This is a genomic window from Streptomyces lydicamycinicus (assembly GCF_000829715.2).
GTDB lineage: Bacteria > Actinomycetota > Actinomycetes > Streptomycetales > Streptomycetaceae > Streptomyces > Streptomyces lydicamycinicus.
The window spans coordinates 315841-342253 of sequence record NZ_BBNO01000003.1 but is presented as its reverse complement, the minus strand read 5'-3'; the positions used below and the strand labels follow the sequence as shown (position 1 = coordinate 342253).

26 protein-coding genes and 3 pseudogenes are annotated in these 26413 nt (G+C 71.7%); 12 read left to right on the top strand and 17 right to left on the bottom strand.

Annotated features, from left to right (window positions below):
* Positions 1–170: 170 nt before the first annotated feature.
* Positions 171–830 carry a TetR/AcrR family transcriptional regulator gene (locus TU31_RS10445; protein WP_042152563.1) on the top strand — a complete coding sequence of 220 codons (660 nt, stop codon included), beginning with the start codon at positions 171–173 and terminating at the stop codon, positions 828–830.
* A gap of 15 nt (positions 831–845) precedes the next feature.
* Here the strand turns inward: TU31_RS10445 and TU31_RS10440 are convergent, their stop codons facing one another.
* The 8 genes from TU31_RS10440 to TU31_RS10405 form a co-directional block, all read right to left on the bottom strand.
* Positions 846–1139 carry a hypothetical protein gene (locus TU31_RS10440; RefSeq protein WP_042152561.1) on the bottom strand — a complete coding sequence of 98 codons (294 nt, stop codon included), beginning with the start codon at positions 1137–1139 and terminating at the stop codon, positions 846–848.
* Between the two features lie 214 nt (positions 1140–1353).
* Positions 1354–2652: a benzoate/H(+) symporter BenE family transporter gene (locus tag TU31_RS10435; protein WP_042152559.1), complete on the bottom strand. Its 1299-nt coding sequence runs from the start codon at positions 2650–2652 to the stop codon at positions 1354–1356.
* Entirely contained in the window at positions 2649–3851 is a 1203-nt protein-coding gene (locus TU31_RS10430; protein WP_042152556.1) for a trans-sulfuration enzyme family protein, read from the bottom strand. Before TU31_RS10430 ends, TU31_RS10435 begins: the two co-directional genes overlap by 4 nt.
* Positions 3848–5698 (bottom strand): FAD/NAD(P)-binding protein, encoded by a 1851-nt coding sequence (locus TU31_RS10425; protein ID WP_245698486.1) that lies wholly within the window; start codon positions 5696–5698, stop codon positions 3848–3850. The genes TU31_RS10430 and TU31_RS10425 overlap by 4 nt, the downstream gene beginning before the upstream one ends.
* Positions 5695–6696 carry a 2,3-diaminopropionate biosynthesis protein SbnB gene (gene sbnB, locus TU31_RS10420; RefSeq protein ID WP_042152551.1) on the bottom strand — a complete coding sequence of 334 codons (1002 nt, stop codon included), beginning with the start codon at positions 6694–6696 and terminating at the stop codon, positions 5695–5697. Before sbnB ends, TU31_RS10425 begins: the two co-directional genes overlap by 4 nt.
* A gap of 16 nt (positions 6697–6712) precedes the next feature.
* Entirely contained in the window at positions 6713–7663 is a 951-nt protein-coding gene (gene sbnA, locus TU31_RS10415) for a 2,3-diaminopropionate biosynthesis protein SbnA (protein WP_042152549.1), read from the bottom strand.
* Positions 7664–8064: 401 nt separating this feature from the next.
* Complete coding sequence (locus TU31_RS10410) at positions 8065–8472, bottom strand: hypothetical protein (protein ID WP_158894349.1); 408 nt, start codon at positions 8470–8472, stop codon at positions 8065–8067.
* A gap of 146 nt (positions 8473–8618) precedes the next feature.
* Complete coding sequence (locus TU31_RS10405; RefSeq protein WP_042152543.1) at positions 8619–9248, bottom strand: TetR/AcrR family transcriptional regulator; 630 nt, start codon at positions 9246–9248, stop codon at positions 8619–8621.
* A 113-nt stretch (positions 9249–9361) separates the two neighbouring features.
* On the opposite strand from TU31_RS10405, the gene TU31_RS10400 reads away from it, so the two are divergent.
* The 4 genes from TU31_RS10400 to TU31_RS10385 all read left to right on the top strand — a co-directional run bounded on the left by TU31_RS10400 (position 9362) and on the right by TU31_RS10385 (position 12241).
* Positions 9362–10552, top strand: coding sequence for a cytochrome P450 (locus TU31_RS10400; protein WP_042152540.1), 1191 nt, complete (start codon positions 9362–9364; stop codon positions 10550–10552).
* Between the two features lie 4 nt (positions 10553–10556).
* Complete coding sequence (locus tag TU31_RS10395) at positions 10557–10772, top strand: ferredoxin (protein ID WP_042152537.1); 216 nt, start codon at positions 10557–10559, stop codon at positions 10770–10772.
* 216 nt (positions 10773–10988) lie between these two features.
* Entirely contained in the window at positions 10989–11285 is a 297-nt protein-coding gene (locus TU31_RS10390) for a hypothetical protein (RefSeq protein ID WP_042152534.1), read from the top strand.
* A gap of 188 nt (positions 11286–11473) precedes the next feature.
* A complete protein-coding gene (locus TU31_RS10385) occupies positions 11474–12241 on the top strand; it encodes a hypothetical protein (protein WP_042152533.1) in 768 nt (255 codons plus the stop codon).
* Between the two features lie 213 nt (positions 12242–12454).
* Here the strand turns inward: TU31_RS10385 and TU31_RS10380 are convergent, their stop codons facing one another.
* Positions 12455–12745 carry a zf-HC2 domain-containing protein gene (locus TU31_RS10380; protein ID WP_042152531.1) on the bottom strand — a complete coding sequence of 97 codons (291 nt, stop codon included), beginning with the start codon at positions 12743–12745 and terminating at the stop codon, positions 12455–12457.
* A 49-nt stretch (positions 12746–12794) separates the two neighbouring features.
* Between TU31_RS10380 and TU31_RS10375 the strand changes: the two genes are divergently transcribed.
* A complete protein-coding gene (locus TU31_RS10375; RefSeq protein WP_042152528.1) occupies positions 12795–13388 on the top strand; it encodes a sigma-70 family RNA polymerase sigma factor in 594 nt (197 codons plus the stop codon).
* 80 nt (positions 13389–13468) lie between these two features.
* Here the strand turns inward: TU31_RS10375 and TU31_RS10370 are convergent, their stop codons facing one another.
* Genes TU31_RS10370 through TU31_RS10360 form a run of 3 tightly spaced genes read right to left on the bottom strand, consistent with a single transcriptional unit; the run spans position 13469 to position 16619 of the window.
* Complete coding sequence (locus TU31_RS10370) at positions 13469–13942, bottom strand: copper chaperone PCu(A)C (RefSeq protein WP_042152526.1); 474 nt, start codon at positions 13940–13942, stop codon at positions 13469–13471.
* Entirely contained in the window at positions 13939–16341 is a 2403-nt protein-coding gene (locus tag TU31_RS10365) for a heavy metal translocating P-type ATPase (protein ID WP_078885679.1), read from the bottom strand. The genes TU31_RS10370 and TU31_RS10365 overlap by 4 nt, the downstream gene beginning before the upstream one ends.
* Positions 16338–16619 (bottom strand): hypothetical protein, encoded by a 282-nt coding sequence (locus TU31_RS10360; RefSeq protein WP_042152524.1) that lies wholly within the window; start codon positions 16617–16619, stop codon positions 16338–16340. The genes TU31_RS10365 and TU31_RS10360 overlap by 4 nt, the downstream gene beginning before the upstream one ends.
* A gap of 256 nt (positions 16620–16875) precedes the next feature.
* Here TU31_RS10360 and TU31_RS10355 point away from each other — a divergent pair, with 256 nt between their 5' ends.
* Together TU31_RS10355 and TU31_RS10350 are read left to right on the top strand one after the other, a co-directional pair.
* Positions 16876–18147 carry a cytochrome P450 family protein gene (locus TU31_RS10355; protein ID WP_245698485.1) on the top strand — a complete coding sequence of 424 codons (1272 nt, stop codon included), beginning with the start codon at positions 16876–16878 and terminating at the stop codon, positions 18145–18147.
* Positions 18141–19094, top strand: a complete 954-nt coding sequence (locus TU31_RS10350) for an L-tyrosine/L-tryptophan isonitrile synthase family protein (protein ID WP_245698484.1) — start codon at positions 18141–18143, stop codon at positions 19092–19094. Before TU31_RS10355 ends, TU31_RS10350 begins: the two co-directional genes overlap by 7 nt.
* 16 nt (positions 19095–19110) lie before the next feature.
* Here the strand turns inward: TU31_RS10350 and TU31_RS37935 are convergent.
* Positions 19111–19269: pseudogene (locus TU31_RS37935) on the bottom strand (ABC transporter ATP-binding protein); the annotation flags it as partial.
* A 3-nt stretch (positions 19270–19272) separates the two neighbouring features.
* Here TU31_RS37935 and TU31_RS40765 point away from each other — a divergent pair.
* Positions 19273–19443: pseudogene (locus tag TU31_RS40765) on the top strand (maleylpyruvate isomerase family mycothiol-dependent enzyme); the annotation flags it as partial.
* Between the two features lie 52 nt (positions 19444–19495).
* Here TU31_RS40765 and TU31_RS10340 read toward each other — a convergent pair.
* Positions 19496–20425 (bottom strand): LysR family transcriptional regulator, encoded by a 930-nt coding sequence (locus TU31_RS10340; protein ID WP_042152513.1) that lies wholly within the window; start codon positions 20423–20425, stop codon positions 19496–19498.
* A gap of 138 nt (positions 20426–20563) precedes the next feature.
* On the opposite strand from TU31_RS10340, the gene TU31_RS10335 reads away from it, so the two are divergent.
* Positions 20564–21808, top strand: a complete 1245-nt coding sequence (locus tag TU31_RS10335) for an MFS transporter (RefSeq protein WP_042152508.1) — start codon at positions 20564–20566, stop codon at positions 21806–21808.
* A gap of 378 nt (positions 21809–22186) precedes the next feature.
* Entirely contained in the window at positions 22187–22918 is a 732-nt protein-coding gene (locus TU31_RS35850; protein ID WP_158894346.1) for a helix-turn-helix domain-containing protein, read from the top strand.
* 42 nt (positions 22919–22960) lie between these two features.
* Here the strand turns inward: TU31_RS35850 and TU31_RS10325 are convergent, their stop codons facing one another.
* The 3 genes from TU31_RS10325 to TU31_RS10315 all read right to left on the bottom strand — a co-directional run bounded on the left by TU31_RS10325 (position 22961) and on the right by TU31_RS10315 (position 26055).
* Positions 22961–23926: a phytoene/squalene synthase family protein gene (locus tag TU31_RS10325; RefSeq protein WP_042152505.1), complete on the bottom strand. Its 966-nt coding sequence runs from the start codon at positions 23924–23926 to the stop codon at positions 22961–22963.
* 229 nt (positions 23927–24155) lie between these two features.
* Positions 24156–25445: an MAB_1171c family putative transporter gene (locus TU31_RS10320; protein ID WP_042152501.1), complete on the bottom strand. Its 1290-nt coding sequence runs from the start codon at positions 25443–25445 to the stop codon at positions 24156–24158.
* A complete protein-coding gene (locus TU31_RS10315; RefSeq protein ID WP_158894343.1) occupies positions 25438–26055 on the bottom strand; it encodes a hypothetical protein in 618 nt (205 codons plus the stop codon). The genes TU31_RS10320 and TU31_RS10315 overlap by 8 nt, the downstream gene beginning before the upstream one ends.
* A 257-nt stretch (positions 26056–26312) precedes the next feature.
* Here TU31_RS10315 and TU31_RS39365 point away from each other — a divergent pair.
* Positions 26313–26402, top strand: a pseudogene (locus tag TU31_RS39365) (dihydrofolate reductase family protein); the annotation flags it as partial.
* Between the last annotated feature and the right edge of the window lie 11 nt (positions 26403–26413).

The window sequence follows — 26413 nt, the reverse complement described above, 5'->3', positions numbered from 1 at the left end:
TTCCCCGGGGTGAGCTCCGCGACGGTCGCCCGCCCCCGGTCAACAGGGCACGCGCGGCCGGCCGTCCCGCTTCCTGCCGGGCCGCCCGGCCAGCTCACGTCCTCATTATGCACGCGGTGCGTGCAACGCCAAGTGCATAGGTTAGGCTGAAATCCGGAGAGAGGAGCAAGATGGCGGGCCGAAGGCGTTGGTCGACCGAAGAGATCCTGGATGCCGCGGCGGAGCTGCTGCGCACGAGCGACGCGGATTCGTTCAGCGTGCGTAAGCTCGCCGCGGCCCTCGGGACCGATTCCTCCAGCCTTTACCGGCACTTCCGCAGCAAGACCGAACTGCTGCGCGCGGTCGCCGACCGGATTCTCCTGGCCGCCATGGACGGCCACCGCGGCGAGGGCGACTGGAAGCAGCGCATCACCGCCCTGGCCCTGCGCGTGAGAGAGGCCTTCGGGCAGCAGCCCCAGCTCGCCGCAGTCTGGGGACGTTACGCGTCCAGCGGCACCGGTTCCCGGCTGGTCATGGAAGAGGTGCTACAGGCACTGCGCGCGTCAGGGCTGCCCGACGAGGAGATCCCGGTGCGCTACCACCGGATCGCGGTCCTCATCGCCGCCTTGATCGCTTCCGAGGCCGGGGCCGCCACGGTCAACCCGGAAGAGCACGAACAGGGCATGGAGCTGTTCCGGGTGGCGGTACTGGGCGCCGACCCCGAACGCTTCCCGGCCCTGGCCCACTTCGCCCGCGACGTCCGTCCCCTCGGGGCGGACCGCCACGCCGCCTTCGAGGAGATCCTCGCCGCCCAACTCGCCCATATCGAAGCCGCGATCAGCCCGAGCTAGGTTCTGTCCGGCGGATCACGCCTGAGGTCGGAGTGGACGGAGATCGTAGAGGTAGGAGCGTTCGTTCTTGAAGCTACGCCAGACGGTGGCAGGGGGTTCGGGTTCGTCGCCCTGGCCGGTCAGGGGGTGGGCGGTGACGAGACCGCCGTCGATCTCGCAGTGCCAGCCATCGGCCGGTGACCAGACGCACCACACCTGCCCATCCGTTCGCCGGTAGGCGGGGCGACCGTGGCGCTCACCGTCGTGCTCGAAGTGGTAGCGAAGCCCATCGATGTGACGCACGAAGTCGAAGGATGCAAGAGCCGTCATGTCGTCGGCACTGTAGGGGATGAGGCCGGCAGTGGCTCAGGATTTCCGCAGGTGACGGGCTCAGGGCTCACGGGCGGAGCCATATCCGAAGGCTGCCGGGGTGGCGAGGGAAGACCGTCCATTCCGCACCGGCCGCCGGACACACAAAGGTGCCCGGCGGCCCGTGTGGGCCCCGGTCTCGTCGTGGCCGCGGCCGGCGCGGGGCCGGCCCGGCTTACTTGGCGGCTTCCGCGGGCTTACGGAAGCGGGTCAGGACGAGGTGGGCGATGACGCCGAAGAGGAGGCCCCAGAAGGCGGAGCCGATGCCGAAGAGGGTGAGGCCGGAGGCGGTGGCGAGGAAGGTGATCAGGGCCGCCTCGCGGTCCTTCTCCTCCTTCACCGCCCCGGTCAGCCCGCCGGCCAGCGCACCGAGCAGGGCCACTCCGGCGACCGCCGCCACCAGTTCCTTGGGCAGGCCCGCGAAGAGCACCACCAGCGTGGAACCGAAGGCTCCGATGAGGAGGTAGAACGCTCCGCAGGAGACTCCCGCCACATAGCGCCGCTTCGGGTCGCGGTGCGACTCGGGGCCGGTGCAGATGGCGGCGGTGATAGCCGCGAGGTTGATGGCATGGGAGCCGAAGGGGGCCAGTGCCGTGGACACCAGGCCCGTGGAACCGATCAGGAGACGGTCCTTGGGCTGGTAGCCGGAGGCGGTGAGCACGGCCATGCCCGGTGCGTTCTGGGAGGCGAGCGTCGCCAGGATCATCGGCACCGCGATGCCGATGAGGGAGGCGACCGAGAACTCCGGGGTCGTCAGCACCGGCTTGGCCAGCTCGATCCGGTCCAGATGGATGTCCAGCCGGGAGCTGACCGCGCTGGCCGCGACGCCCGCCGCCAGAGCGACCAGGACGGCGTACCGGGGCAGCCACCGCTTCGCCAAGAGGTAGGCCAGCAGCACCGAACCGGCGATGAGCGGCGCGGTCTTGAGGGAGGTGAACACCCCGGTGCCGAACGAGAAGAGGATGCCGGCGAGCATCGCGGAGACCACGGCGGTGGGCACCTGCCGCATCAGCCAGCCGAACACTCCGGTCAGGCCGACCAGGGTGATCACCAGACCGGTGACGATGAACGCACCGATGGCCTCCGCGTAGGAGTACGCCCCGAGGCTGGTCACCAGCAGGGCCGCGCCCGGTGTCGACCAGGCGGTGATCACCGGCATCTTGGTGCGCAGGCTCAGCCCGATACAGGTGAGCCCGCTGCCGATGGAGATGGCCCAGACCCACGAGCTGGTCTGAGCGGTGTTCAGATGTCCGGCGGAGGCCGCCGCGAGCACGATGACGAGCGGGCCCGAGTAGGACACGACGACGGCGACGAAGCCCGCCAGGACCGCGGACAGCGAGGCGTCACGGAACAGGCCGGGCCGGGCCCCCGATGCCGGGGACCCGTCCGCCGCTTCCGCCGGCTCCGCGCGCTCCGGCGGGGCGGACCCCGGCGGTGCGGCATCGGGGTGGGGCGTGGGTGTCTTGGAACTCAACGGTCTTCCTTCACGGCCTTTTCCAGGGCCTGTTCGAGGTCGGCGACAAGGTCTGCGGGGCTCTCCAGACCTATGGACAGCCGCAGCATGTCCTTCGGCGAGGTACTACCCGGCCCTTCGAAGGTGTAGCGGTGTTCGATCAGGCTCTCCACACCGCCCAACGAGGTGGCACGGATGAAGAGTTCGCAGTGGTTCGCGGTCCGCAGGGACTGCTGCCACTCGCCGTCGACATGCAGCGAGAGCATGCCGCTGAAGCCTCCCGTCATCTGCCGGGCGGCGACGGCGTGTCCCGGGTCGGTGGCGAGCCCCGGGTAGGCCACCCGCCGGATGCGCGGGTGCTCGGCGAAGTGCTCGGCCACCGCCATCGCGGTCTCCGAGATCTGCCGCATACGGGGGAAGAGCGTCCGTATGCCCCGCATCAGGAGGTAGGTCTCCATGGGGCCGAGTATCGGGCCGGTCAGCCGGCGGTGCAGCCGCAGTCGCTCCCAGATCTCGTCCCGGGCCTCGCTGCTCCCCGGCGCCTTGACGAGAAGTCCGGCGACGACGTCGGTGTGGCCGTTGAGGTACTTGGTCCCCGAATGCATGATCAGGTCCGCGCCGAGCGCGAACGGCTGGGAGTGCACCGGCGTGGGGACGGTGTTGTCGACGCCGAACAGGGCACCGGCCCGGTGTGCGATCTCGGCGCACGCGGCGATGTCGGTCACCGTCCAGGTGGGGTTCGCCGGGGACTCCGCCCACACCAGCGCGGTCGGGGCGGCGGTCACCGCGGCCGTCACCGCGTCCAGGTCGTTCATGGGCGCCTGGACGACCTCCAGGCCGCGCTGCGTGCCGAACTCCCGCAGCCACTTGGTGAGACCGAAGTACATGGTCTCCGGGACCACGACCCGGGCACCGGCCGGCAGCACCTGGAAGATGGCGGTGGCGGCGGCCATGCCGGACGAGAAGACCAGCGCGTCCGAGCCGCCCTCCAGGCCCGCCACCACCTGCTCGACCTGCTCGTACCCGGGTGTGCCCTGATCGCGCAGATACGCCAGTCCGGCCGGCGCCCGGTACTCGCTGTCGCGCGCGAAGGTCGCGCCCAGCCCGATCGGGGGCGGCACCGCGCCGGTGGTCGGGCAGCGCCAGCCGTCGCCCTGCGCGGCGCGCGTCTCGGGCCGGTACTCCTGCGTCCAGGGGGTGAAGGTCTCGCTGTTGTTCATCGCTTCCTCGTCATCAGTTCCGGCAGAGCGGTGCTCAGGGCACGTTCCGCGTCCAGCAGCGCACGGGAGGGCGCGCCGGGTGAGGGCACATAGTGGTTGTAGTAGCTGGATCCCTCGGTGTGCGGCCCGAGGAAGAACAGACGCGGCTGCGGGGTGCCGGTGCGGTCGATCCCCTGGCCTTCCCGGGTGACGTCCAGCCCGTGCACCGTCGTCCCGCGGTGCGCGAGGGTACGGACGCGGCCGGCGGCGACGAGCGTGCCGAGCAGCGTCCCGGGCGCCCGGTCGGCGCTCGGCTCGGCCACATGCGCCTGCACCACGTGGTCGACCTCCATCCGCAACGGCTCGGCCAGGCAGGTGGATTCCAGGCGCCAGGGCCCCTGGCCGGCCGGGGCGACGATCTTCGGCTGCGGGCCGGGGCCGAGCCGGACGATCCCCGCGTCGATCAGCGAGAGCAGCTCCGCCGACCGGTCCAGCTGCGGGCCGATGACCTGGCGGTTCACCGTCGAGGCGAACTCCCCGAAGAAGGCGGCCAGCGACGCGTCGTCGACTCCCGGCGGGTCGATGACCGCACGCAGCACATCGCGGTGGTCGCGGAGCACCTCCAGGGCTTCCTTGAGCGGGCTCACCCCGAGGCCGTCGTGGGCCTCGGCCAGGTCGGCGGCGACCTCCGCGGTGAACCAGTCGCGGTAGGCGGCGTACCCCGTCCACTGCCGGTCGGCGAGGTTCGCGGACAGGAGCCCGGGCACCGGGGTGCCGCCGAACCGGGCGTGCAGCTCGTCGCGCAGGGTCTCGTGACCGGCCTGGGCGCAGCGCCGGGCCATCTCCAGCCCCGCGTCCGTGGCGTCGCCCATCTCCCGGCCCAACAGGACGCGGTAGTAGGCGAGTTCCATCTCTGCCTCGATGAGCGGCAGCACCTCGGCGGTGAAGTCGATCCGCCGGTCGGCCCGCCGGGCCCGGAGTGCGGCGAGGCGCTCCGTGGTCAGTGCCAGCGGAACGAAGCGCATCCGTCCCGGGTGGAGGCGCGGGCGGCTGCGCGAGGGCATCCCGGAGCGGTTGGTGAGCACGATCAACGGCTCCCGCCCACTGGGCAGATAGCGCATCCCGTGCGCACTCGTCGTATGCGTGCCACCGCGGCCGAGGGTCAGCGTGGCGATGACGTCCATGGCCGTCAGCCCCATGCCGAGGACGGCGACCCGTTCGCCCGGTCCGATGCCGTCCAGCGCCTCGGGCAGCGGATAGGGGCGGGTGACCAGCCGGGGGTCGGGAGCGGGCTCCGCGGGGACGTAGAGCGAGTGGTGCCCGACGGTGACGAACACGGCGTCGGCGTCGATCCGGGTGCCGTCGGCGAGAACGACCGTCTCGGTGCCGGAGGCGCCGGGCCGGATGTCGACGGCCGTCGTACGGTGCTCCCGCAGCGTGAGGTGCTCGGGTGCGGCGGCGGTGATCTCCGCCGCCGCCCAGGTGAGGTATTCGCTCAGCAGCCTGCGCGGCAGGAAGTCGTTGGGCTGGATCTCCCGCCCTTCTCCCGCGCGCACGGTGTAGCCGTCGTCCGCCAGCCGCAGGTCCCGGTCCCGGCACCAGGCGTGCAGCGAGGGGCCGGAGACCGGTACCGGGCCGTCGACCATCCGGTCATCGGCGAAGGCCGAGAGCTGTGCGCAGACGGTGTTGAGCAGCAGATGGTCGGGCTGGCCGGACAGATGGAAACCGGCACCCAAGGGCTGCGGGTCGATGAGGTGGACGGTGAGCGTGGCCGGCTGCGCCAGACAGTGCGCGACCAGCCGCTCGAAGACGCCCAGCCCTCGCGATCCGGCGCCCACGATCGCGACGGAGACGGGTCTGTGCTTCACCACCGGCGCGTCTCCCCGAAGAAGTTGGGCACCTCGATGGTGCTGCCGTCCTTGCGGGCCTCGCCGAGGACGAACGCCCCCACGGCGAGGTCCAGCACGCCCAGCCCGAACGGCGAGAAGATCACCGGGCGGTCCGCGGAGGGCGTCACCTCCCCGTTGAGCACTCCGGCGAGGGTGCCGGTCACGAACTCGCGGGAGCCGGACAGCTGCTCGGCCAGGTGGGGTGAGGTCTGGGCCTTCAGACAGTGCTCGACGTCGTCGAAGATGTTGTCCGCGCCCAGAATCACCTCGGGGGCGAGGTCGCGCAGGGAGATGTTGAGCACGAGCTGGCCGGGCTTGAACGGTGTGCTGACGTAGGGTTCGAGCGCGGTCGTGGCGAACACGACGGTGTCGGCGCGCAGCGCTTCGTCGAGGTCGGCGGTGAAGGTGGCCGGACGGTTCTGGGTGGTGCGCACATGGTCGGCCAGCGCCTGTCCGGAGGCCTCGTCGAGGTCGTGGACGAGATAGGCGTCCGGGGCGCAGCCCGCGACGTTCAGGTAGTCGCAGATGTTGCGGGCGATGACGCCGCCGCCCACGACGGCGATACGGGTCCCCGCGAAGCCGTCCGGGCGGAGCGCGGTCGCCGCGACGGCCGCGGAGGCGGCGGTGCGCGCCGCGCTGATGTTGGCGGCTTCGAGGCAGGCGATCGGGTAGCCGGTCTCGTAGTCGTTCAGGAGCAGGACGGCCGAGGCGCGTGGGTTGCCGCGGCGGGTGTTGCCCGGGAAGCTCGCGATCCACTTGATGCCGGCGAGCTGGACATCGGCGCCCAGGAAGGCCGGCAGCGCGATGATCCGGGAATCCGGCTTCTCCGGAAAGCGGAGGAAGTAGCTGTCCGGGTTGACGGAGTCCCCGGCCTCATGCGCCCGGTAGGCGCTGCTGACAATGCCGAGCACGTCTGCACGTTTGTCGTGCAGAACTTGACGGACCGTTTCCCCGGCCACGATCTCAAAGTTGAACATCAGGAATTCCCCCCACTCAGGCCGGCGCCTGAGATATTTTCTTGTTGCCGACGGTCTCGGGCCAGCGTTCCGCCACCCAGTCGTCGTTGTAGATGGTCTCCAGATAGCGGTCCCCGAAGTCGGGTGAAATGGCCACCACGACACTTCCGTCCGGGATTTCCTTCGCGGCATCCTGCACGGCACACAGCACCGTGCCGGACGAGCCCCCCAGCAGCAGCCCGCGTTCTTCGGCCAGCGTCCGGCACATCTCCACGGCAGCCGACTCGGAAATGAGCACGACCTCGTCGATATTCCCGGTGTCCAGAATTTCCGGCCGCCGGCTCGTCCCCAGGCCGGGAATGTGGCGGCGGGCGGCGGGCCCGCCGAAGGTCACGGAGCCCTCGGCGTCCACCGCGATGATCCGGGTGGCGGGGCTGTGGCGGCGCAGGTACTCCGCGCAGCCCATCAGGGTACCCGTCGTTCCGGCCCCGATGAAGGCGTAGTCGATATGGCCGATCTCCTGGAGGAGCGCACGGCCCGTACGGTCCCGGTGGGCCTGCGGCCCGGCCGGGTTGGCGTACTGGTTCAGCCAGAACAGGTCGGGGTCGCGGCGCAGCCGCTCGCCGATGTAGTCGATGCGCGACTGGAGATAGCCGCCGTGGACGTCCCTGACGTCGATGACCACCACTTCGGCGCCGAGGACCTCCATCAGACGCCGCGACTGGACGGTGGCGTTGGGGTCCGTGACACAGGTCAGCCGGTAGCCCTTCGCCGCACACACCATCGCCAGGGCGACGCCGAGGTTTCCCGACGTCGATTCGATCAGCCGGGTCCGCGGGAAGCAGCGCCCGGAATCCTCGGCCGCCGCGACCAGCGCGACAGCCGTTTTGAGTTTTACCGAACCGGCAGGATTGAGACCTTCCAGCTTAAGGAAGACTGAACTGCCGGGAACTAATTGGTCAAGCCGAATGAAGAGATCATCCAGCACGAGATCATAAACTTCTTCCGCTATCACCAGAATCCAAACCGTTGAAAATGGGCAGCGCAAAACATTGCGCTCGCCGAAGCGAGGAGCCCACGGGCTTGTTGGCCGGCGCACGGGTCAGGTGCGCGCTACGCAGAAGGGACTCTTCCCCCGTCCCCCGTTGTCACAAATCCCCCATTCGCGATGCGACAGAACAATCCTGCCATCACGCAAGGCCGATGACAATGATTATATGGAAACCAAAAACGTTGAATCGTGAAATGTGGCTTGATCCCGCCCCGGGGCAACGCCCCTGACCAGCCGTTACCCCCGGTGACGCCGCAGGGTGAACTTCGGCCGTGCCCGGACAGGCAGAGGGCCCGGGGTCAGGACCCCGGGCCCACCGCGCGATGCCTGAAGGAGTATCAGAGGAGGCCGAGCAGACCCAGGTTGAGCAGGCCGTTCCTGCCGAGACCGTAGCCGTCGCGGTCGTAACGGTCGCGGTCATAGCGGTCGCGGTCGTAGCGGTCGCGGTCCCGGCCGTAGCCGTCGCGGTCGAAGCGGTCGTAGCCGCCGTCGCGGCCGTAGCCGTCACGGCGGTCGCGGCCGAAGCCGTCGTAGCCGTCGTGGCCACGCTGTCCGACGCGGCCGTGGTGGCGGTTGTGCTGCTGGTTGCCCAGGTGACCCTTCTCGCAGCGGTGCGAGGCGCACTTGGCGTCCTGGGAGCTGCCGGGGGGCGTGGTCGCGGCGGTGGCGGCGCCTGCCGTCGGCACCACGAGGGCAGCCGCGGTCAGGCCGGCCACTGCAAGGCCGCGCGGGATCGAACGGAGCATGTTTCCACCTTCACTCGACTCAGCAGAAAATGAATATTTCCTGCAAAGTCGACGATAAGCGGGCATTAGACCACCGACTTGCGACCCGCCGCAGAGTCACTGGAACGCAGCACGCACGGCAACGCACCGCGCCGTGCCCCGGCCGTTCACTCCGGATTCCCGGCGCTTTCCCCGTCGGCCGGCCCGTTCTTCGGCAGGTTCTCCAGCAGGTTCCCCAGGGCACCCGCGACGAGTGCGCAGACCGTGTCGGGGTCGGCGCTCGCCAGCGGCTCCTTGGCGACGACCACACGCATCAAGCCAATTCCCAGCAGCCAGGACAGCGCCAGATCCGCCCGCAGACTCCCGGTCTCACCCTCGGAGAGCGTGGCGAGGACCTCCGCGTACTCCTCCCCCAGCCCGCGCAGCGCCTCCGCGATCTCGTCGCTGCCGCCGATGGAGCGCAGGCACACCTCCAGCGAGCGGTCGGTGCCCGCCTTGCCGCCGCCGGCCAGCATTCCGCGCAGCGCGACCTCGAACAGCCGCTCGGGGGGAGTGCTGCGCAGCTGCTCCTGCCCGCCACGTGCCATCACCTCTCCGAACAGGGCCTTCTTCGATCCGAAGTAGCGGAACAACAGGGCCTGGTTGGCCCCGGCCCGGGACGCGATGTCGCGCACCGTCGCGCGTTCGTAGCCGCGCTCGGCGAACAGTTCCGATGCGGCATCGAGCAACCGCAGCCGGGTGCCCTGCGCGTCCCGGCGGGATGCGTTCGCCGTGCCGCCCTGCGGGGTCTTCGCCATCGCCACGCTCCTCTTCGTCGGACCGTCACGAAGACGGCCACAATGCGTCGTTGACCGCCTCCGGGGGGCGGCTTACCGTGATGTAAGCAGGTGCTTACACAAGGGAGGTCGCCTTGACCACAGCCGACACAGCACCCCTCTCCTACCCCTTCAATGTTCCCGAGAGCCTTGAGCTTTCCGAAGAGTACGAACACGCCCGCAGCCGGCCGGGACTGCTGAAGGTCCGGATGGCCTATGGCGAGCCGGCCTGGCTCGTGACCCGGTACGCCGAGGCCCGTTTCGTCCTCGGTGATCAGCGCTTCAGCCGCGCCGAGGGCGCCCGGCACGACGAGCCCCGGCAGTCCGAAGGACGCCAGGACAGCGGCATCCTGGGGATGGACCCGCCCGATCACACCCGGCTGCGGACGCTGGTGGCCAAGGCCTTCACCGTCCGCCAGGTGGAGAAGCTCCGGCCGCAGGTCAAGCAGCTGGCGAACGAGCTGCTCGACGAGCTGGAAGCGGCCGGGCCGCCGGCCGACCTGGTGGACCGTTACGCCCTGCCCATTCCCGTGGCCGTGATCTGCCGGATGCTCGGGGTCCCGGCCGAGGACCGGCCGCGGTTCCGGGTGTGGAGCGATGCCGCCTTGTCGACAAGTTCCCTGACCGCGGCGGAATTCGACGCCAATATGGAAGAACTCCGCGCCTATATGCGGAAGTTGATCGAGGAACACCGGCGCGCCCCGCGGGACGACCTGATGACGGCGCTGATCGACGCCAGGGATGTCAACGACCGGCTGTCCGAAGTCGAACTCGTGGACCTCTGCGTCGGCATTCTGGTCGCCGGGCACGAGACCACCGCCACCCAGATCCCCAACTTCGTGATCGCACTGCTGGAACACCCGGGCCAGCTCGCCCTGCTGCGGGAGCGTCCGGAGCTGATCGGCGGCGCGGTGGAGGAGTTGCTGCGTTTTGTGCCGCTGGGCAGTGGCGCGAGCCAGGCCCGTTACGCGACGGAGGATGTCGAGGTCGGCGGGACGCTGGTGCGGGCCGGAACCCCGGTCCTGGTGGCGGTGGGCGCCGCCAACCGGGACGCGCTGCGCTTCGACGCACCCGGGAAGCTGGACATCTCCCGGACCGGGATTCAGCACCTCGGATTCGGCCATGGCGTCCACCACTGCCTCGGCGCGCCACTGGCCCGCCTGGAACTCCAAGAGGCGATCGGCGCCCTGATCACCCGCTTCCCGGACCTGCGACTGGCCGGTGACGTGGTGTGGAAGAGCGAGATGCTGGTGCGCGGGCCGCGGGTCATGCCGGTGGGGTGGTGAACGAATGACCTGGCATGTGGAGATCGACCCGCAGCAGTGCATCGCTTCGGGCTCCTGCGCCGCCATCGCCGCGGACCTCTTCGTCGTGGACGGCGCGTATGCCCGTCCGCTGAAGGGCCGGATCGAGGAGGACGAGCGCGCCCTGGACGCCGCCGATGTCTGCCCGGCCGCCGCCATCACTGTCCGGGACGGTGCGGAGGTCGTCGGACCCCGGCCGTAGGACAACGGATCCGACGGGGCGTGGCGCCGGCCACGCCCCGTTTGCGTGATCGCCGCTGGTCAGGCCGAACTCCCCGTGATCCCAGTCCAGTTGGGCACCGCGTCCGCCCGGCCCGCATGGACGCCCAGGATTCTCACCCTCCGTGGTCGGCGCACAAGATCATTTCATGTAGGCTTACCGACTGGTAACGACCCATTTTTCAACCAGGGGGATCTTATGCGTCGACGCATTTCCGTACTCGCCGTGACCGCGGCCGTGGCCGGAGGCGTGCTGTTCGCGGCGCTGCCCGCGCAGGCCGCCACCACGGCCGTCGGCCGGCAGAGCGTGGCGGCCGGGGGCGGCATCAGCGTCAACATCGACGAGCTGCGCCAGCAGTCCGCCGACCTGAAGGCCAAGGCCAACCGTCTGGACCACGAAGGCGAGCACGAGGCCGCCCAGCGCGCCCGTGCGCAGGCCGACGCGCTGGACAAGAGGATCCAGGCGTACCTCGACGCCGAAGAGAACATGTCCTGACCGCACGTCAGCGCCATCGCGTCGCCCGTCCCGAAGCCATCGGGGCGGGCGACGCCGCTGTGTACGGGGCGACCGGCGGACGGCCGCTCCGCCCGCGGCCCGGCCAACGCCCCCCGGCGCCCCTGGAAACGGCAGGTCGGGGCCCCTCCCGTGCCGCGGTGAAGCCGGGGTGCGACGATGGCCCTGTCATGGATGCGGGACAGGTTCTCAGGGGGCTGCGGGCCGCGGTGTTCGCGGCGGTCTGCGTACTGCTCGCTGCGCTGGGCCACGCGGTGATGTCGGATGCCGTGATACCCGGCTGGATGCTGTTCTCCGCCTGGGTGGGCACCGCGGCCGGTGCCTGGTGCTGTGCGGGCCGGGAACGTGGCCCGCTGCTCGTGGGGTTGCTGACCGTCGGCACCCAGGCCGTCCTGCACACCGCCTTCTCGTTCGGCCAGGCGGTCACCGGTTCCGCAGGCGGAGAGCGCTCGCTCGTGCGCCAGTGGGCGGACAGCTGGCTGTGCGGCGCCCAAGGAATGGCGTCCTTGGGACCTGACCACGCCGAGCAGCTGCGGATGATGCGTCACCAGATGGCGGCCATGCCCTCGACGGGGCACGGGGGCCAGATGCCGGGCATGGAGCACATGGCAGGCGGCCACATGACCGGCATGGCCGACCCCGCGCAGCAGATGCCGGGGATGCACGGCAGCGCGACCGGCATGCTCGCGGCCCACCTGCTGGTCGCCCTGATCGGCGCCGGATGGCTGTGGGGCGGCGAACGGGCCACGTTCCAGCTCGTACGGACCGTGTCGGCCTGGCTGTTCGCGCCCCTGGTGCTGGTCCTGCGGATCGTGCTGCCCGAGGCACGGCCCGCCGTACGCACCGCCCGGCAGGAGCCGCGGCACGCGGTACGGCAATTGCTGCTGGCGCATACGAGGTCGTTGCGGGGTCCACCGCGGGAACCGGCTGTCGTCTGACAGCGCGGACGAATTCCCGAGCCGGCGGACGGACGGGCGCCGATGCACGCGCCCGGGGGTCCCGGCTCCGACTTCACCGGTCCCCGCCGGAGCGCGGTGGCCGGATCATGCGAAGGACTCCAGATGATGAATCCTGTCCGGATGCCGGTGGCACCGCTGCCCGCATCCGTCTGTGCACCGGCCGGCGGGGGCGGGCGCCCGCGGGGCGCCGGGTCAACCGGCCCGTTTGCCGCCGGTGTCCGCCGTGCCGGGAGAGACCGGGCCCGGCAGTACGGAAGCCGACCGCAGCCGGGCGAGCAGCGCATCGGCGGCCGCCCGGTCGTCTTCGGGGTGCGCGCTGACGCGGTCGAGGCCGGCCGTCAGAGCCTGTGCCTGCGCGTGCCACCGCCGGCAGTCCGGGCAGCCGGCGAGATGGTCGTCGAGCCGGCGGGCGGTGAGTCCGGGGGGCAGTTCCTCGCCGTCGAGGCGGGCGGAGAGCGCCGTACGGATGCGCGAGCAGAGCATGTGTCCATCCTCCCCGAAGGCGGGCCGGGCGGCGAGGGGCGGTCGCGGGATGCGGGATGACGAGGCGGTGACGGGCTGGGCGCTGGCCGCCCGTACCGGTGACGAGCGGGCCGTGGAGCAGTTCGTGCGGGCCACTCAGCACGATGTGCGGCGCTATGTGACGCATCTGAGCGGTGATCCGCAGGCGGCCGACGACCTGATGCAGGACACCTATGTGCGGGCGCTGCGCAGTCTGCCGCGATTCGAGGGCCGGTCCTCGGCGCGGACCTGGCTGCTGACGATCGCCCGGCGGGTCGTGGCGGACCGTATCCGGTCCCATGCGGTACGGCCCCGGCTGGCCGCGACGGACGACTGGCAGACGGCCGCGGAACGGGTGCAGCCGCATGGCGTGCCCGGGTTCGACGAAGGCGTCGCGCTGGCCGAACTGCTGGCGGCGCTGGCGCCGGAGCGGCGGGAGGCGTTCGTCCTCACCCAGCTGCTGGGGCTGCCGTACGCGGCGGCGTCCGGGGTGATGGGCTGTCCCATCGGCACCGTGCGGTCCCGGGTCGCGCGCGCCCGGGAGACGCTGGTCGCGCTGCTGGCGGATGCGGAGCGGCCGGAAGCGGCCGAGGCGCCGCGGGTCTACGCGGACGCCGTGGCCTGAGGGGCCGCTCGCCCGCGGACGGCGGGGTTCAGGGACGGGCGCGGGCCCGGTCCCTGAGTCCCGCCGTGGCTCCGGCCGCTTCACCCGTCACCGGGGCGTACCGCGCGGGCCCGTACGGTCTGCGGTGGGCTGTGGCGGAAGTGCAGGGTGAAGGTGAGCCGGTCGCCGGGCGCGAGCCGGGGCGGCGGGCTGACCATGACGTCCAGGCCGGTCGGCGTCATCCTCAGGGCGGCGCCGGCCGGGACGGTGACGGTGCGCACCATCGCCATCTTCCGGGCGTTGTTCCCGATGTCGACGGTACGGCTGAGCATCGCGCGATGGCCGGTCGGGCCGGTGACGCCGGTCAGGACGTCGTCCGCGCCGCCGGTGTTGCGGATGGTGAAGAACGCGGCGGTGGCCTCGGAGCCGCCGGCGATCAGCACCCGCCCCTCGGGGACGCTCAGCTTCGCGGGGGTCCCCGCGTTGCCGGTGGCGGTCCAGAGGGCGAGGACGTTGAGCGTCACCAGGCAGGTGAACAGCGGTACGGCGACGGCCGAGAGGGGCAGCCGTTTCATCGGGTCTCCCAACGTGCTTGTGCCCGGGGACGGTGGGGGCGGCGGGCGGACGTGCCGGTTCCGCCCGGCCGCCAGGCGCGCAGCCGGAGGCTGTTGCCCACGACGAGCAGTGAGCTGGCGGACATGGCGGCCGCGGCCGGCATCGGACTGAGCAGGCCGACGGCGGCGAGCGGCAGGGTGACGAGGTTGTAGCCGAAGGCCCAGACGAGGTTGCCGCGGATGGTGCCCAGGGTGCGCCGGGCCAGGTGCACGGCGTCGGCGATGGCCTGGAGGTCCTCGCGTACCAGCGTCACATCGGCCGCGCCGATCGCGGCGTCGGTGCCGCTGCCCATGGCGATCCCGAGGTCGGCGAGCGCGAGGGCCGCCGCGTCATTGACCCCGTCGCCGACGACGGCGACCCGGCCGCCCTGTTCCTTGAGGGTGGTGACGAGGGCGGCCTTGTCCTCGGGGCGGACCTCGGCATGGATTTCGGTGATGGCGAGATGGCCGGCCACCGCACGGGCGGTCGCGGCCCGGTCGCCGGTGGCCAGCACCGGCCGCAGTCCCAGGCGGCGCAGCCGGTCGACGGCGCGATAGCTGTCGGGGCGGAGGGCGTCACCGATGGCGAGCACGGCCTCCGGGGTGCCGTCGACGGTGACCAGGACGGCGGTGTGCCCGGCCGTCTCCGCGGTGTGCACCGCGTCGGGCAGTGGCGCCGGCAGACCGGTGACGTCACCGGGCCGGGTGACCTCCACCCGGCGGCCGTCCGCGGTGCCGCGGACGCCGTGCCCCGGCGTGGCGCTGAAGTCCGCGACGGGCGGCAGCGGTTGGTCCGGCCGCTGCTCGTCCGCGTAGGCGGTGACGGCGCGGGCCAGCGGATGCTCGGAGCCCTGCTCGACGGTGGCGGCCAGCCGCAGTGCCGCCGCGGCGTCGAGGCCGCCGGTACGCGGGGTGAGGGCGGTGACGCTCATCCGGCCGGTGGTGAGGGTGCCGGTCTTGTCGAGGACGACGGTGTCGATGCGGCGCAGCCGCTCCAGCGCCTCCGGCCCCCGGACGAGGATGCCCAGCTGGGCGCCCCGTCCGGTGGCGGCCAGCAGCGCGGTCGGGGTGGCCAGACCGAGCGCGCAGGGGCAGGCGACGACGAGGACGGCCACCGCGGCGGTGATCGCCGCCTGCGGCTCGGCTCCGGCGCCGAGCCAGAAGCCCAGCACGCTGACCGCGACGGTCAGGACGGCGGGCACGAAGACGGCCGCCACCGCGTCGGCCAGCCGCTGGACCTTGGTCTTGCCGGTCTGGGCGTCCTCGACGAGCCGGGTGATACGGGCGAGTTGGGTGTCGGCGCCCACCGCGTCGGCCCGTACCTCAAGCAGGCCACCGGAGTTGACCGCGCCGCCGACGGCCGCCGCGCCCGGACCGACCTCGACGGGGCGGCTCTCGCCGCTGATCAGGGACAGGTCCAGGGCGGAGCTGCCCTCCACTACGGTGCCGTCGGTGGCGACCCGTTCGCCGGGCCGGACCAGGAAGTGGTCGCCGACCAGCAGCCGGCTCACCGGGATGCGCCGCTCGCCCTCCGGCGTCCGTACGGCGACGTCCTTGGCGGCCAGTTCGGCCAGCGCGCGGAGCGCGGCGCCGGTGCCGCGCCGGGCCCTGGCCTCCATCCGCCGTCCGGCCAGCACGAACAGCGGTACGCCGACGGCGGCTTCGAGGTAGACGTGGGCGGTGCCGTCGCCCGCGGTGGGCAGCAGGCTGAACGGCATCGTCATCCCCGGCGCACCGGCCCCGCCGAGGAACAGCGCATAGGCGGACCAGAGGAAGGAGGCGGCGACGCCGAGGGAGACCAGGGTGTCCATGGTCGCCGCGCCGTGCCGCAGCCCGCGGAGCGCACGGGTGTGGAAGGTGGCGGCGCCCCAGACCGCGACGGGCGCGGCGAGCACGAAGCACAGCCACTGCCAGTTGCGGAACTGCCAGGCCGGCACCATCGACAGGACCAGGACGGGGAGCGAGAGCAGGGCGACCACCAGCAGCCGGTGCCACTCGGCGCGGGCACCGTCGTCCGCAGGGTCCTGGGGGCCTGCGGTTTCCGGTGCGTCGCTCGGGTCCTGGCCGTCCTGACGGCCGGTGGGCGGCTGCCCGTCCTCCGGGGCCGGCTCGGGGGCAGGTTCACGGAGCCGTGCGGTGAACCCGGCCGCCTCGACGGTGCTGATGAGGTCGGTGACGGAGACCGCCGCGGGGTGGCTGACCATGGCCCGGCCGGTGGCGAGATTCACCGAGGCGGCGACCCCGTCCAGACGCCCGAGTTTCTTCTCGACCCGGCCCACACAGGCGGCACAGGTCATCCCGCCGATGGTGAGGGTGGTGCTGTTGACCGGGGCGGGGGCGAGGTCCGGCGACGGGGTGACGGGCCGCGGATCCGGCGTCATCGCGGTGCTCCCACCGGCACCGGGCGGGGGGCCGGGGCACCCATGCCGTGCATCCCGCCCATGTCCCCGTGATCGGTGGGCGTGGACTCTCCCGTACGGGTGCCGCCGGCCGGGTGCAGCCCAGGGGCCACCGGCCCGACGGCGGTCCCGGCCGCGTACGACAGCATGCCGAGCACCACCAGCAGCGCGAGGAAACCGATGACCGACCGGGCGGGCAGCAGCCGTGTGACGGCCTGGCGAAGAGGGGGCCGACTGCGGTCGGCCGAAGAGCTGGACATCGCGTCATCGTGGCAGCTGACGGCGGCGTCCAGCGGCCGATCCGGGGGTTGTGCGCACGTGAGGTTTGTCCCGTTCCGCCGCCGGAACTCACCGGCCGCCGCGCCCGACTAACTGGGTTTGGACGGTGCCGCCGTGCCCCCCTTCTCCCGCCCCGGCCGAAATCACCTCCCCCGGCGGGAACTCGGCGCGCCCGTTGCCCGACCACTCCAACGCCGCGCCAACCGCGCGCCGGACCCCCACCGTTGAGGAGCCATCGTGTCCCCATCGTCCGAACCTGTCGAGCTGTACGGGCCGGAGTACAAACGCGACCCCTATCCCCTGTACGCGGAGCTGCGGGAGCGCGGCCCGGTCCACCGGGTGCGCTTCCCCAGCGGGGTGTGCGCCTGGCTCGTCACCGGCTACGAGGCCGCGCACCGGGCCCTCACCGACCCCCGGCTGGGCAAGCACCACTCGCGGGGCAACGCGGCCTGGCGGGCCCGCGCCTCGATCATGCCCGAGCCCCAGCACTCCCAGCTCCAGGTGCATCTGCTCCACCAGGATCCGCCGCGGCACACCGCGCTGCGCCGGCTGATCACCGATGCCTTCGCACCGCAGCGGGTCGAGGCGCTGCGTCCGCGCTTCCAGGCGATGGCCGATGCCCTGCTGGACGGGCTCCCGGACAGCGGCGGCAAAGCCGACCTGGTCGAGGTCTTCGCCGCCCGCTTCCCCTTCCAGGTGCTCGCCGAAGTCATCGGGTTGCCGCCGGAGTTCGCAGACCGCTTCGACCGGGACTGGGGCAAGGTCGTCCAGCCCGTGGGGCCCGAGGACCCGGGCCGGCCGGCGTACGAGGCGCGGCTGCGCGGGCTTCAGCAGTACATCGCCGATCTGGTCCGCCACAAGCGCGCCGAGCGCGGCGAGGACCTGCTCTCCCGGCTCGTGGCGGCCCGCGACGCGGACCGGATCGGCCAGGAAGAGCTCGATTCGATGGTCTTCCAACTACTGGTCGCGGGACAGGAACCGGTCACCCACCAGCTCACCACGGCGCTGGTCACCCTGCTGCGCCACCCCACGCAGCTCGCCACGCTGGCCGGCCGGCCCGAACTGCTGCCGCCCGCCGTCGAGGAACTCCTGCGCCATGACAGCGCCTTCGAGCTGACCACCTGGCGGTTCTTCGCCGAGGACACCGAGCTGTACGGCACCCGCATCCCGGCGGGCGACTCCGTCATCGTGTCGCTGAGTGCGGCCAACCGCGACGACCGGCAGTTCCCCGATGCGGACGCCCTGCACTTCGACCGCACCCCCAATCCGCATCTCGCCTTCGGCCACGGGATCCACTTCTGCCCCGGCGCGGCGCTCGCCCGTATCGAACTCCAGGTCGCCCTGGGCACCTTGCTGAGACGGCTGCCGGACCTGCGGCTCGCCGTCCCGGAGGACGAGCTCGAATGGACCCCGGCAGTACTGGCGCGCGGCGTCGGCCGACTGCCGGTGGCCTACGGCGGCTGCCCGTACGCGGGCTCCGGTGCGAACGGGCCCGATGCCGCGTGCTGACCAGACCGGCGCCTCCGCGTCCGGTGGCGCCCTCCGACATCCGGGAGCGCTGTGCCGAGGTGCTCGCCGCGCTCCTGCCCTACCGGCGCACGCTGGACACCGCCCACGGGGAGGTCCCCGACGCCTTCCCGGCCCACCTGCGGCGGCTCGCCGGCCCGGTGGCTGCGGGCGAGCCGATCATCTTCACCCTGCCGGGCTTCCCCTGCAAGTCCCCCAACCCGGCCAAGGTGTTAGGCCACCTCCCCGATGAGGGCGAACGGCTGGCCCTGCGCTTCCTGGACGCGCTCTGCGCCCGGATCGCGGCCCACCACCCGCCCGGGGCGCGGGTGGTCATCTGCTCGGACGGACATGTCTTCAGCGATCTCATCCAGGTGCCCGACCGCGACATCGACGCCTATGCCGACGCGCTGCGCACACTGATCCACGACGAGGGCCTGACCCGGCTCGATGTCTTCGATCTGCGGGATGTCTACGGTCAGCGGCTGTCCCACGACGCCAAACGGTCCCTGGTCCACCAGCGCTACGCCCCGGACCTGGAGACCCTGCGGTCCCTGACCCGTACCGACGAGCCGACCCGGCGGCTGTACCAGGGCATCACCCGGTTCCTCTTCGAGGACTCCGTCGCCTTCGCGGGCACCCGTTCGGCACTTCAGCGCAACTGCCGGCGGCGCGCGTACGGGGTGATGCAGCGCAGCCGCGCCTGGGGCGAGCTGATCGCCGCCCACCATCCGGAGGCGTTCCGGCTCTCCATCCATCCGCAGCCGCGGGACTCGGCCAAGTTCGGCATCCGGCTGCTCGAAGCGCCGGACGTGTGGCTGACGCCCTGGCACTCGTGTGTGCTGGAACATCCCGACGGGCGGCGGGAGTTGCTGCACCGGACGGAGGCCGAGCGGCTCGGACGGCTGGTGTATCGCGAGGGGCGGCCGAGCCACTTCATGGCCGGGTGAGGGGGCGGGGTGGGCGTCACCCGCCGTCGGCGGGCAGCGGCTCCCGGTGGTCGAAGGCGATCAGCGGGTCCCCGGTGAGCGGATGGCCGGTCACCGCGGCGCGCACCCCGAACACCTCGGCCGGCAGCTGCGGCGTCAGCACCTTCCGGGGCGTTCCGGACGCCACTACCCGTCCGGTGCCGAACCGGCCACCGGTCGGCCCGCCGCCCGTGTCCACCTGGATGCGGAGAACGCATGGCGGCTGTGTACCCGCGGGATCCCACCGGCCGCCGCCTTCGCCGGGGCCCGCGTCACCGGCGACCGCCAACTGGCCGAAGCCGCCTGCCGGATCGTCTCCATCGTCTACTGACACCGGCGCGCATCCGGTGGCGGCGTGACACCGTCGCCACCCCCGGCGTCCCTCACCGCGCCCATCGCGGCGTCCATGCCCCGTCCGCGCGGTCGGCCGGCCGTGTGGAGCCGAGGTAGGTGCGCAGGGTGGTGAGGGCGGGGTGGGGGTTGTCGGTGCGCCAGATCAGGGAGTGGGGGTAGACCGGTGTCGGGTCGTGTACGGGCACGCGTCGCAAGTCCTGGTCGGCGGGCCAGACGAGGCGGGTGTTCTCGCCGACGAAGGTGGCCAGTGCGGCGGAGTCGGCGATCGTGTCGAGGAGTGGTTCGGTGCCGAAGTCGGGGCCGGTCACCTCGATGGTGAGACCGAACTCGGTGGCGAGGTCCTCGTAGTAGGCAGCCCATTCCGTGCCGGTGACGATGCCGGGCATCCAGATCCGGTGTCCGGCGAGCTGCGCGGGGGTGACCGTACGGGCGGTGGCGAACGGATGGGCCGGGCCGGTGAGCAGTTGGATGGGCTCGTCGAAGACCCAGGCGGCCTCGACGCCGTCGGGGAGTCGGCGCGCGGGCAGGGTGACCGCGCGGAAGGACGCGTCGATCGTGCCCGAGCGGACCGCGGCGAAGGCCGCGTCGGCGTCGAAGAGTGTCACCACGTCGAGTTCGGTGTCGGGGTGCGCGCGGTGGAAGTCGCGCAGCAGACCCGCCGGGCAGAGCCGCCGGCCGATCACATCGATGCGCAGCGCGCGGCTGCCGGGCCGGACCGAAGCCGCTGCCCGCTCCGCGGCACGGAGCAGCTCGCGGGCGTGCGGCAGGAACGCCTGCCCGTCGATGGTGAGCCGGGCGCCGCGCGCGGTACGGGTGAACAGCCGCACACCGAGGTCCTTCTCCAGCGCGGCGATGCGCTTGGAGACGGCCTGCTGGGTGATCGAGAGGGTGGTGGCGGCGACCTGGAATTGTCCCGCGTCGGCGACGGCGACGACGGTGCGCACGGCGGTGAGATCCACGCCCGGCAGTGTATTCACACAACGTGTGGTTGTGGCCTGCCGGGTGGGTTGGTTGTTTGATCGGGTGGCTTGCTGCTGGCTTTGATGGATTCGGTCAACGTGGGGTTGTTCGGGCGGAGATCGAGGGAAGTGGTGGGCGTGGGGGGCAGACGGTCGCTGGGGCGGCAGTTCGGGTGGCTGTGGGCGGCGTACGGGGTCAGTACGTTCGGGACCCGGCTCGCGTTCGACGCGTTTCCGTTGCTCGCGGTTCTGGTGCTGCACACCGGGCCGGCGGCGGTGTCGCTGCTGGCCGCCGCGGGGCCGGCGGTGGGGGCGGTGGTGGCGGTGCCGCTCGGCCCGTGGGTGGAGTTCCGCCGCAAGCGGCCGGTGATGATCGCGATGGATCTGGCACGGTGCGCGGCGCTGCTGACCGTGCCCGTCGCGTTCGCCCTCGGTCTGCTCAGCTTCGTCCAGCTCCTGGTCGTGTCGGTCGTCGTCACGGCCGCGGACATCACCTTCAACGCGGCCGGCGGCGCCTGTCTGAAGGCGCTGGTGCGGCCGGCGGACCTGCTCGTCGCGAACTCCCGGTTCGAGTCCACGAACTGGACCGCCACCGTGCTCGGCCCCCCGCTCGGCGGGGCCGCGATCGGGCTGTTCGGTCCGGTGCTGACCGTGCTGGCCGATGCGGTCAGCTATCTGCTCTCGGCCGTGGGAATCCGTGCGATCGGCGGCAAGGAGCCCCGGCCCGTACGCACCGGTGCCCCACGGCTCCACGCCGGGGATCTGCTCGAAGGGTGGCGCTACCTCCTGGCCCACCCGGCGCTGCGCCCGCTGTTCTTCAACACGGTCCTGGTCAACGGCCTGATCATGGCCACGTCGCCGCTGCTGGCCGTCCTTCTGCTCGGCCGGCTCGGGTTCGCCCCCTGGCAGTACGGTCTCGCCTTCGCGGTGCCCTGTGTCGGCGGGCTGATCGGCGCACGGCTGGCCCGCCGGCTCGTCGCGCGGTTCGGACAGCACAAGGTCCTGTTCACGGCCGGGACGCTGCGGGCGTGCTGGTCGCTCGGGCTGATCTTCGTCCGCCCGGGCACCGCCGGGCTGGTGCTCGTCATGGTCGTCGAGCTGGGGTTGATCGCCTGCATGGGCGTGTTCAACCCGGTGTTCGCCACCTACCGGCTCGACCGGACGGAACCGGACCGGGTGACCCGCACCCTGTCCGCGTGGTCGGTCACCAGCAAGGCCACCACCGCGGCCCTGACCGGGATGTGGGGCCTGCTGGCCGCCCTCATCGGTCCCCGCAGCGCGATCGCGGTCGCCGGTCTCCTCATGCTGGTGACCCCGCTCCTGCTCCCCCGGCACGAGCACGCGCCGCAGCACGAACGGGAAGTGGCCGGGAGTCACCTCTGACCGGCCCGGTCGCCCTCCGGGGCGTCGGCTGCGGTCAACAGGCGGTGTGGTGCCGGGCTCTCCCCTGTGGAGCCCGGCACCACACGCCGGGAAGGGCGGCAGTTGCGAGGTGCGGGAAATGTGAGCGGCCCCCTGCGCAACGTGCCCGCCGGTCGTTCAGCGGCATCGCCTTGGTGAGGATCCTTCAACCAAACCCACGTTGTCAACAATCGTTTAACTCAAGAGCGCTGGTGACGACTTCACGGACCATCGAAAGATGCCCCTTGACACAATTGTTGTGCCGTCCATGGCGTACGGTGCTGGCTACCGCTAACCTCGGAGCGGCTGCGAGCGTGCCGCCGTCCCGTCTGTCCACCGACCAGGAGACCGCCCATCGCCATGGATGCCTCAGACATGCACCCGGCGGATGGTCTTCGAGCCGTCGTCGCAGCGATCGACGAGCTTCTCCGGGACTTGGACCTCGGGCGCGACGTCATCGACATCGACCACCTCTCGCACCGGACCGGCCTCCCGGTCCCCCGCGTGCAAGCGTTGCTCGATGACACCGGCGAGGAATCCGAGACGGTGCAGGACTCCTTCCAGGACCGCCTCGTCTTCCTGCGGGAGACCCGCCGCAAGCCCGACGGGAAGACGTACACCCTCGATGAGATCGGTGCGGGAGCCGGTATCTCCCACGGCCAGGTCGGCTACCTCCTGAACGGCAAGCGGAAGAGCCCCGGGCTGGATGTCACCCGGAAACTGGAGAAGTTCTTCGAGGTCGAGCCGGGCTTCTTCACCGCCACCGAGCGTCAGGCGCTGTACCGGGCACTCCAGTCGACGCATGAACAGCTGACCCATCTCGCGCTGCTCAGGGGCAAGGGCATCAACCGGCTGGCGATGCGCAGCGGCACCAGCGGCGACAGCAGGATCGACCGGGAACTCCGGGACGCACTGTCCGAGGTTCTGAGCCGGCCCGAGGGCGAGGATCCCGAGGTACGGGAGCTCACGGACCGTATGCGCTCGCTGCCCTCCAAGAGCAGAAGGCGGGTCTTTCCCCTGATCCAGGGGCTGTTGGGCCTGGCCCGGCCCGAGCACGAGGAGCGTCCGTCCCCGGGCCGGCACAACGGCTGAACGGAACCGGACGTCGCCGGTCCGCCCGGTCCGTCTCCGGGATCAGACCGCCTTGCCCGCCGTTGGCCCGCTCACGCTGGCGGCTGGCCTCGTGTCACGGCCACGACGCGCGGCCGCGTATTCCCGGGCGAGAACCCGCAGGGCCGCCGCCACCTGCGGCCGGGCGGACCCGTCGAGCAGCGTGGTCCCCTTCCGTGCCGCCGCGCGCAGCGTGAGGCCCTGGATGCTGACGAGGGCCCGGACGAACGGCCGGTTGCGGGCGGGTACCAGATCCACGAGCCCGTACGACGCCGACAGACCCGCGCGGATCTGCCGGACCTGGTCACCGAGCAGCGGGCGCAGCCCGTCAGCGGCGGCGCCGTCCTCGCCGGTCAGGCCGGTGCGGGTCAGGCCGTGGCGGGTGAGGAGCTCTTCGGGGATGCCGAGGCGTCCGCCGGCCAGGTCTTCGGCGAGGTCGTTCAGGAAGTCCAGCCGCTGGCTCGCCTCGATGAAGGTCCGGCACGCGGCGACGTACGGGGCCGTGGGCGCTCCGTCGCCCAGCAGGCAGGCGATGAGCAGGAAGGCGGGCAGCGAATAGCCGTCGATGTAGTGCTGGAGGTCGCGCTCCGTGGCGAATCCCGCCGTCTGCACCTCCAGCGGCGCCCCGGCGAGGAAGTCTTCGACGTACTGCCGGAGTTGAGGCTGCCTGGCGAGGGTGTCGAGGAGCGTCCGCAGCACGGGCTGGTCGGCTTCGCCGCTCTTGAGGGCGGCGTGCACCCGGCTCTCCCAGTCGGCGAGCGCCGCGATGCGCTCCTCGGCCGGTCCCTGGTCGATGAGGTTGTCGCTGTGGTGCATGAACGCGGTCGCGGCGATGACGTCGGGCACCAGCGGCGCGGGAAGCAGCAGCCGCACGGCCGTGTATTCCGCGCGGGCGTAGTGCGCCACCAGCTGACGCTGTTCGCTGTAGTCACGACGCAGTGCGGGATCGGTGATCCCTGCCTGGTCGAGCGTCTTCGGCCACGTGGCCATCGTCAGCGCCCCTTTCCTCGAGTGCGGTTTCACCTTAGGTGATCGCGGCCGAGGGGACCGATCCGTCCCGGCGCCGGCACCGCACACGGGGTGCACCGGGCCGTGGGCGCTCCCCCAAGTCGCCCGGCCGCGAGGTGAGTTGCCACTTCCGGGCCGGGGCGCCCTGGGCGGGAGGAATGGTCGGGACTGCCGGGCCGGCCGGGAGCGGGGCCACGTCGGCCGTGGCGGACTACTGCCCTTCGGGCACCTCGGCGGCGGACCGCTGTACGCGCACGACCTGGAGCGCCGTGGTGACCAGCGGGGCGGTGAGCGCCTGGGCGACGCGCAGCAGCCGTTGGCGTTCGTCGGAGGCCGGGGTGTCCTCGCCGGGCAGCGCCACCTGCGGTCCCTCAGGCGGCTGCGGATGGCCGGCATGCCCCTGTGCCGCCGCCTCCAGCCGGGCGGCCTGGAGGCGCTGCGCCGCGTCCCGCAGGGCAGCGGCGGTGGCCGCCGCCTGCAAGTCCTGCTCCGAGAGCGGCCGGCCGTCGGCGGTGCCCCGGGACGCCTCTTGTTCCTGCGCGGCGTAGACGGCGGCCGCGGGCAGGGGCGACACCCAGGGACGCAGCGCGCGCATCCCGTCGAGGATCTCGATCACCCGGCGGTGCAGGTTGAATCCCACGTTCCATGCCAGGCGATGACTCCGTGCGCTGTCCACGCTGAAGGCGAGGTCCTCGTCGACCCCTTCGACGACGAGGTCCCACAACGGCTGGAGGGCCTTGATGTCCCGGCGTTCGCGCAGCCATGCACCCACCGCGGCTCCGGAGAGGCCGTAGCTGGTGATCAGGGCGCCGATCGAGCCGAAGGTGGAGCCGAGCACCCCGACCGTGTCCAGGGCGTGGTTGCCGAGGGCGGCCAGCGTGATGGCCGGGACGGAGCAGACCACATAGCCGAAGACGAACAGCATGGCGGTGCCGAAGGAGCGCAGCGCGTGCCGGAACCGGGGGTCCGCCGGGTTCAGCTTGCGGCACCGCCGGTAGGTGTTCAGGGTTCCGCAGGCCAAGGTGGTGAGGAAGACCGCCAGGAATACCTGGATCAGCGGATCACCCGCGAAGTTGGTGTTGAACTTGAGAGGGTCCGTCGGCCCGGACAGATCGGCGGAGCAGAACGCGACGACCATGACGGCCGGTGCCGCGAGATACGCCGCGGACCACACCGTGACCCGGCGGCGCAGCACCGCCGGGCTCTGCCGCAGCCGGGGATCCCACAGCATCGTGAGCAGGTGGAGGAGGGAGAAGCAGGTCAGGATGCCGATGTAGACGGGGAGGGTGGCGAAGCTGGGGACGCCGGTGAGTTCCCCCAGCATCCGGTACCCCGCGGGTGCGGCCATCGCGAACACCAGGCCGGACGCCACGAAGTTCACCGTGATCAAGGACAGCGTCGGTGTGGGATCGCGCAGCAGTGCCAGGCACTTCCACCCGGCGATCACGAAGTCGATGACCGCGATGACCAGGTAGACGACGTTCGAGGCGCTCTCAGACACCGGACCTCCGGTGGGAGAGCGCCGAGGAGAGGAACCCGTTGGTGCGCTGATCGCGCCGCAGTTCCAGATGGCGCTGGAGCATCACGGTGGCGAAGGCCTCTGCCCGCCGCTCATGGGCGCTGTCGTAGTGCGAGCGGTTGAGGACCTTCAGCACCGGGCCCGTCTTGAGTCCGGGAAGGAGCTGCCGCACGGTCTCCTCGGTCATGAGCTGGCCGGCGGAGCCGTCCTCGGCCGGGTGCTCCTCCCACAGGTGGAACAGCTCGTGCAGGCTGACGTGCAGGCGGGTCAGCTCGTTCGCGGTGGAATCCACCACGATGAAGTCACGGTCGTTGCCCCGGGCGCAGAACCCGGACACCTGCTGCGGGAGCGGCACTTCCGTGATCGTGATCGGCTTGTTGCGTCGCACGGCCACCGCGTCGACCAGTCCCTGCATGTCCCGTACACCGGACAGCCCGAGGTCGCGATGGACGAGCCGGGTGACGGACCAGGTCGCGAAGAAGACCGCCAACTGCTCCCGGAGCGAGGTCCACGGGGAGCTGGGCGGCCGGTGGCGGGTGGGCTGCGGCGTTTTCGCCTGCCGCGCTGGACCATGACGACGGGGCCACCACATGAACGGATACTCCTACAGCTGTTGCTGCGCTCGGGGTGAGGAAGGAACGGTACGCGATCCGGGACGACTGCGAGCCCGGTGGGTCGGGGATTGTCGGTGCGCCAGGGCCGCACGGAACCCTCCTCCCGGGACGAGGGCGGCGGAAGCCCTGCGCAAGCCAAAAGTTACCCGGTGCTCCTGGGCGGCCTTGCGCGGAGGGGGCCGGGAGCGGCCCGCCCCGGTGCGGTGACCGCCACGGACACAGCGCTGAGCTCGGCGGCGACCCGGCCACCGTTCCCGAACAGGCGCGGGAGGCCGCGCAGGGCACGGACGTCCGGCTCGGCGGCGGGGCCACCACCATCCGGCAGCAGCCGTCGTC

Bases quoted from the DNA above. Each gene is read 5' to 3' on its own strand.
- TU31_RS10390 (WP_042152534.1), top strand. From the start codon at position 10,989: ATGCGTCGACGCATTTCCGTACTCGCCGTGACCGCGGCCGTGGCCGGA.
- TU31_RS35850 (WP_158894346.1), top strand. From the start codon at position 22,187: ATGGATGCCTCAGACATGCACCCGGCGGATGGTCTTCGAGCCGTCGTC.
- TU31_RS10430 (WP_042152556.1), bottom strand. From the start codon at position 3,851: ATGAACAACAGCGAGACCTTCACCCCCTGGACGCAGGAGTACCGGCCC.
- TU31_RS10370 (WP_042152526.1), bottom strand. From the start codon at position 13,942: ATGAAACGGCTGCCCCTCTCGGCCGTCGCCGTACCGCTGTTCACCTGC.
- TU31_RS10380 (WP_042152531.1), bottom strand. From the start codon at position 12,745: ATGCTCTGCTCGCGCATCCGTACGGCGCTCTCCGCCCGCCTCGACGGC.
- TU31_RS10385 (WP_042152533.1), top strand. From the start codon at position 11,474: ATGGATGCGGGACAGGTTCTCAGGGGGCTGCGGGCCGCGGTGTTCGCG.
- TU31_RS10325 (WP_042152505.1), bottom strand. From the start codon at position 23,926: ATGGCCACGTGGCCGAAGACGCTCGACCAGGCAGGGATCACCGATCCC.
- TU31_RS10405 (WP_042152543.1), bottom strand. From the start codon at position 9,248: ATGGCGAAGACCCCGCAGGGCGGCACGGCGAACGCATCCCGCCGGGAC.
- TU31_RS10315 (WP_158894343.1), bottom strand. From the start codon at position 26,055: ATGTGGTGGCCCCGTCGTCATGGTCCAGCGCGGCAGGCGAAAACGCCG.
- TU31_RS10445 (WP_042152563.1), top strand. From the start codon at position 171: ATGGCGGGCCGAAGGCGTTGGTCGACCGAAGAGATCCTGGATGCCGCG.
- TU31_RS10440 (WP_042152561.1), bottom strand. From the start codon at position 1,139: ATGACGGCTCTTGCATCCTTCGACTTCGTGCGTCACATCGATGGGCTT.
- TU31_RS10375 (WP_042152528.1), top strand. From the start codon at position 12,795: ATGCGGGATGACGAGGCGGTGACGGGCTGGGCGCTGGCCGCCCGTACC.
- sbnB (WP_042152551.1), bottom strand. From the start codon at position 6,696: ATGTTCAACTTTGAGATCGTGGCCGGGGAAACGGTCCGTCAAGTTCTG.
- TU31_RS10365 (WP_078885679.1), bottom strand. From the start codon at position 16,341: ATGACGCCGGATCCGCGGCCCGTCACCCCGTCGCCGGACCTCGCCCCC.
- TU31_RS10360 (WP_042152524.1), bottom strand. From the start codon at position 16,619: ATGTCCAGCTCTTCGGCCGACCGCAGTCGGCCCCCTCTTCGCCAGGCC.
- TU31_RS10395 (WP_042152537.1), top strand. From the start codon at position 10,557: ATGACCTGGCATGTGGAGATCGACCCGCAGCAGTGCATCGCTTCGGGC.
- TU31_RS10410 (WP_158894349.1), bottom strand. From the start codon at position 8,472: ATGCTCCGTTCGATCCCGCGCGGCCTTGCAGTGGCCGGCCTGACCGCG.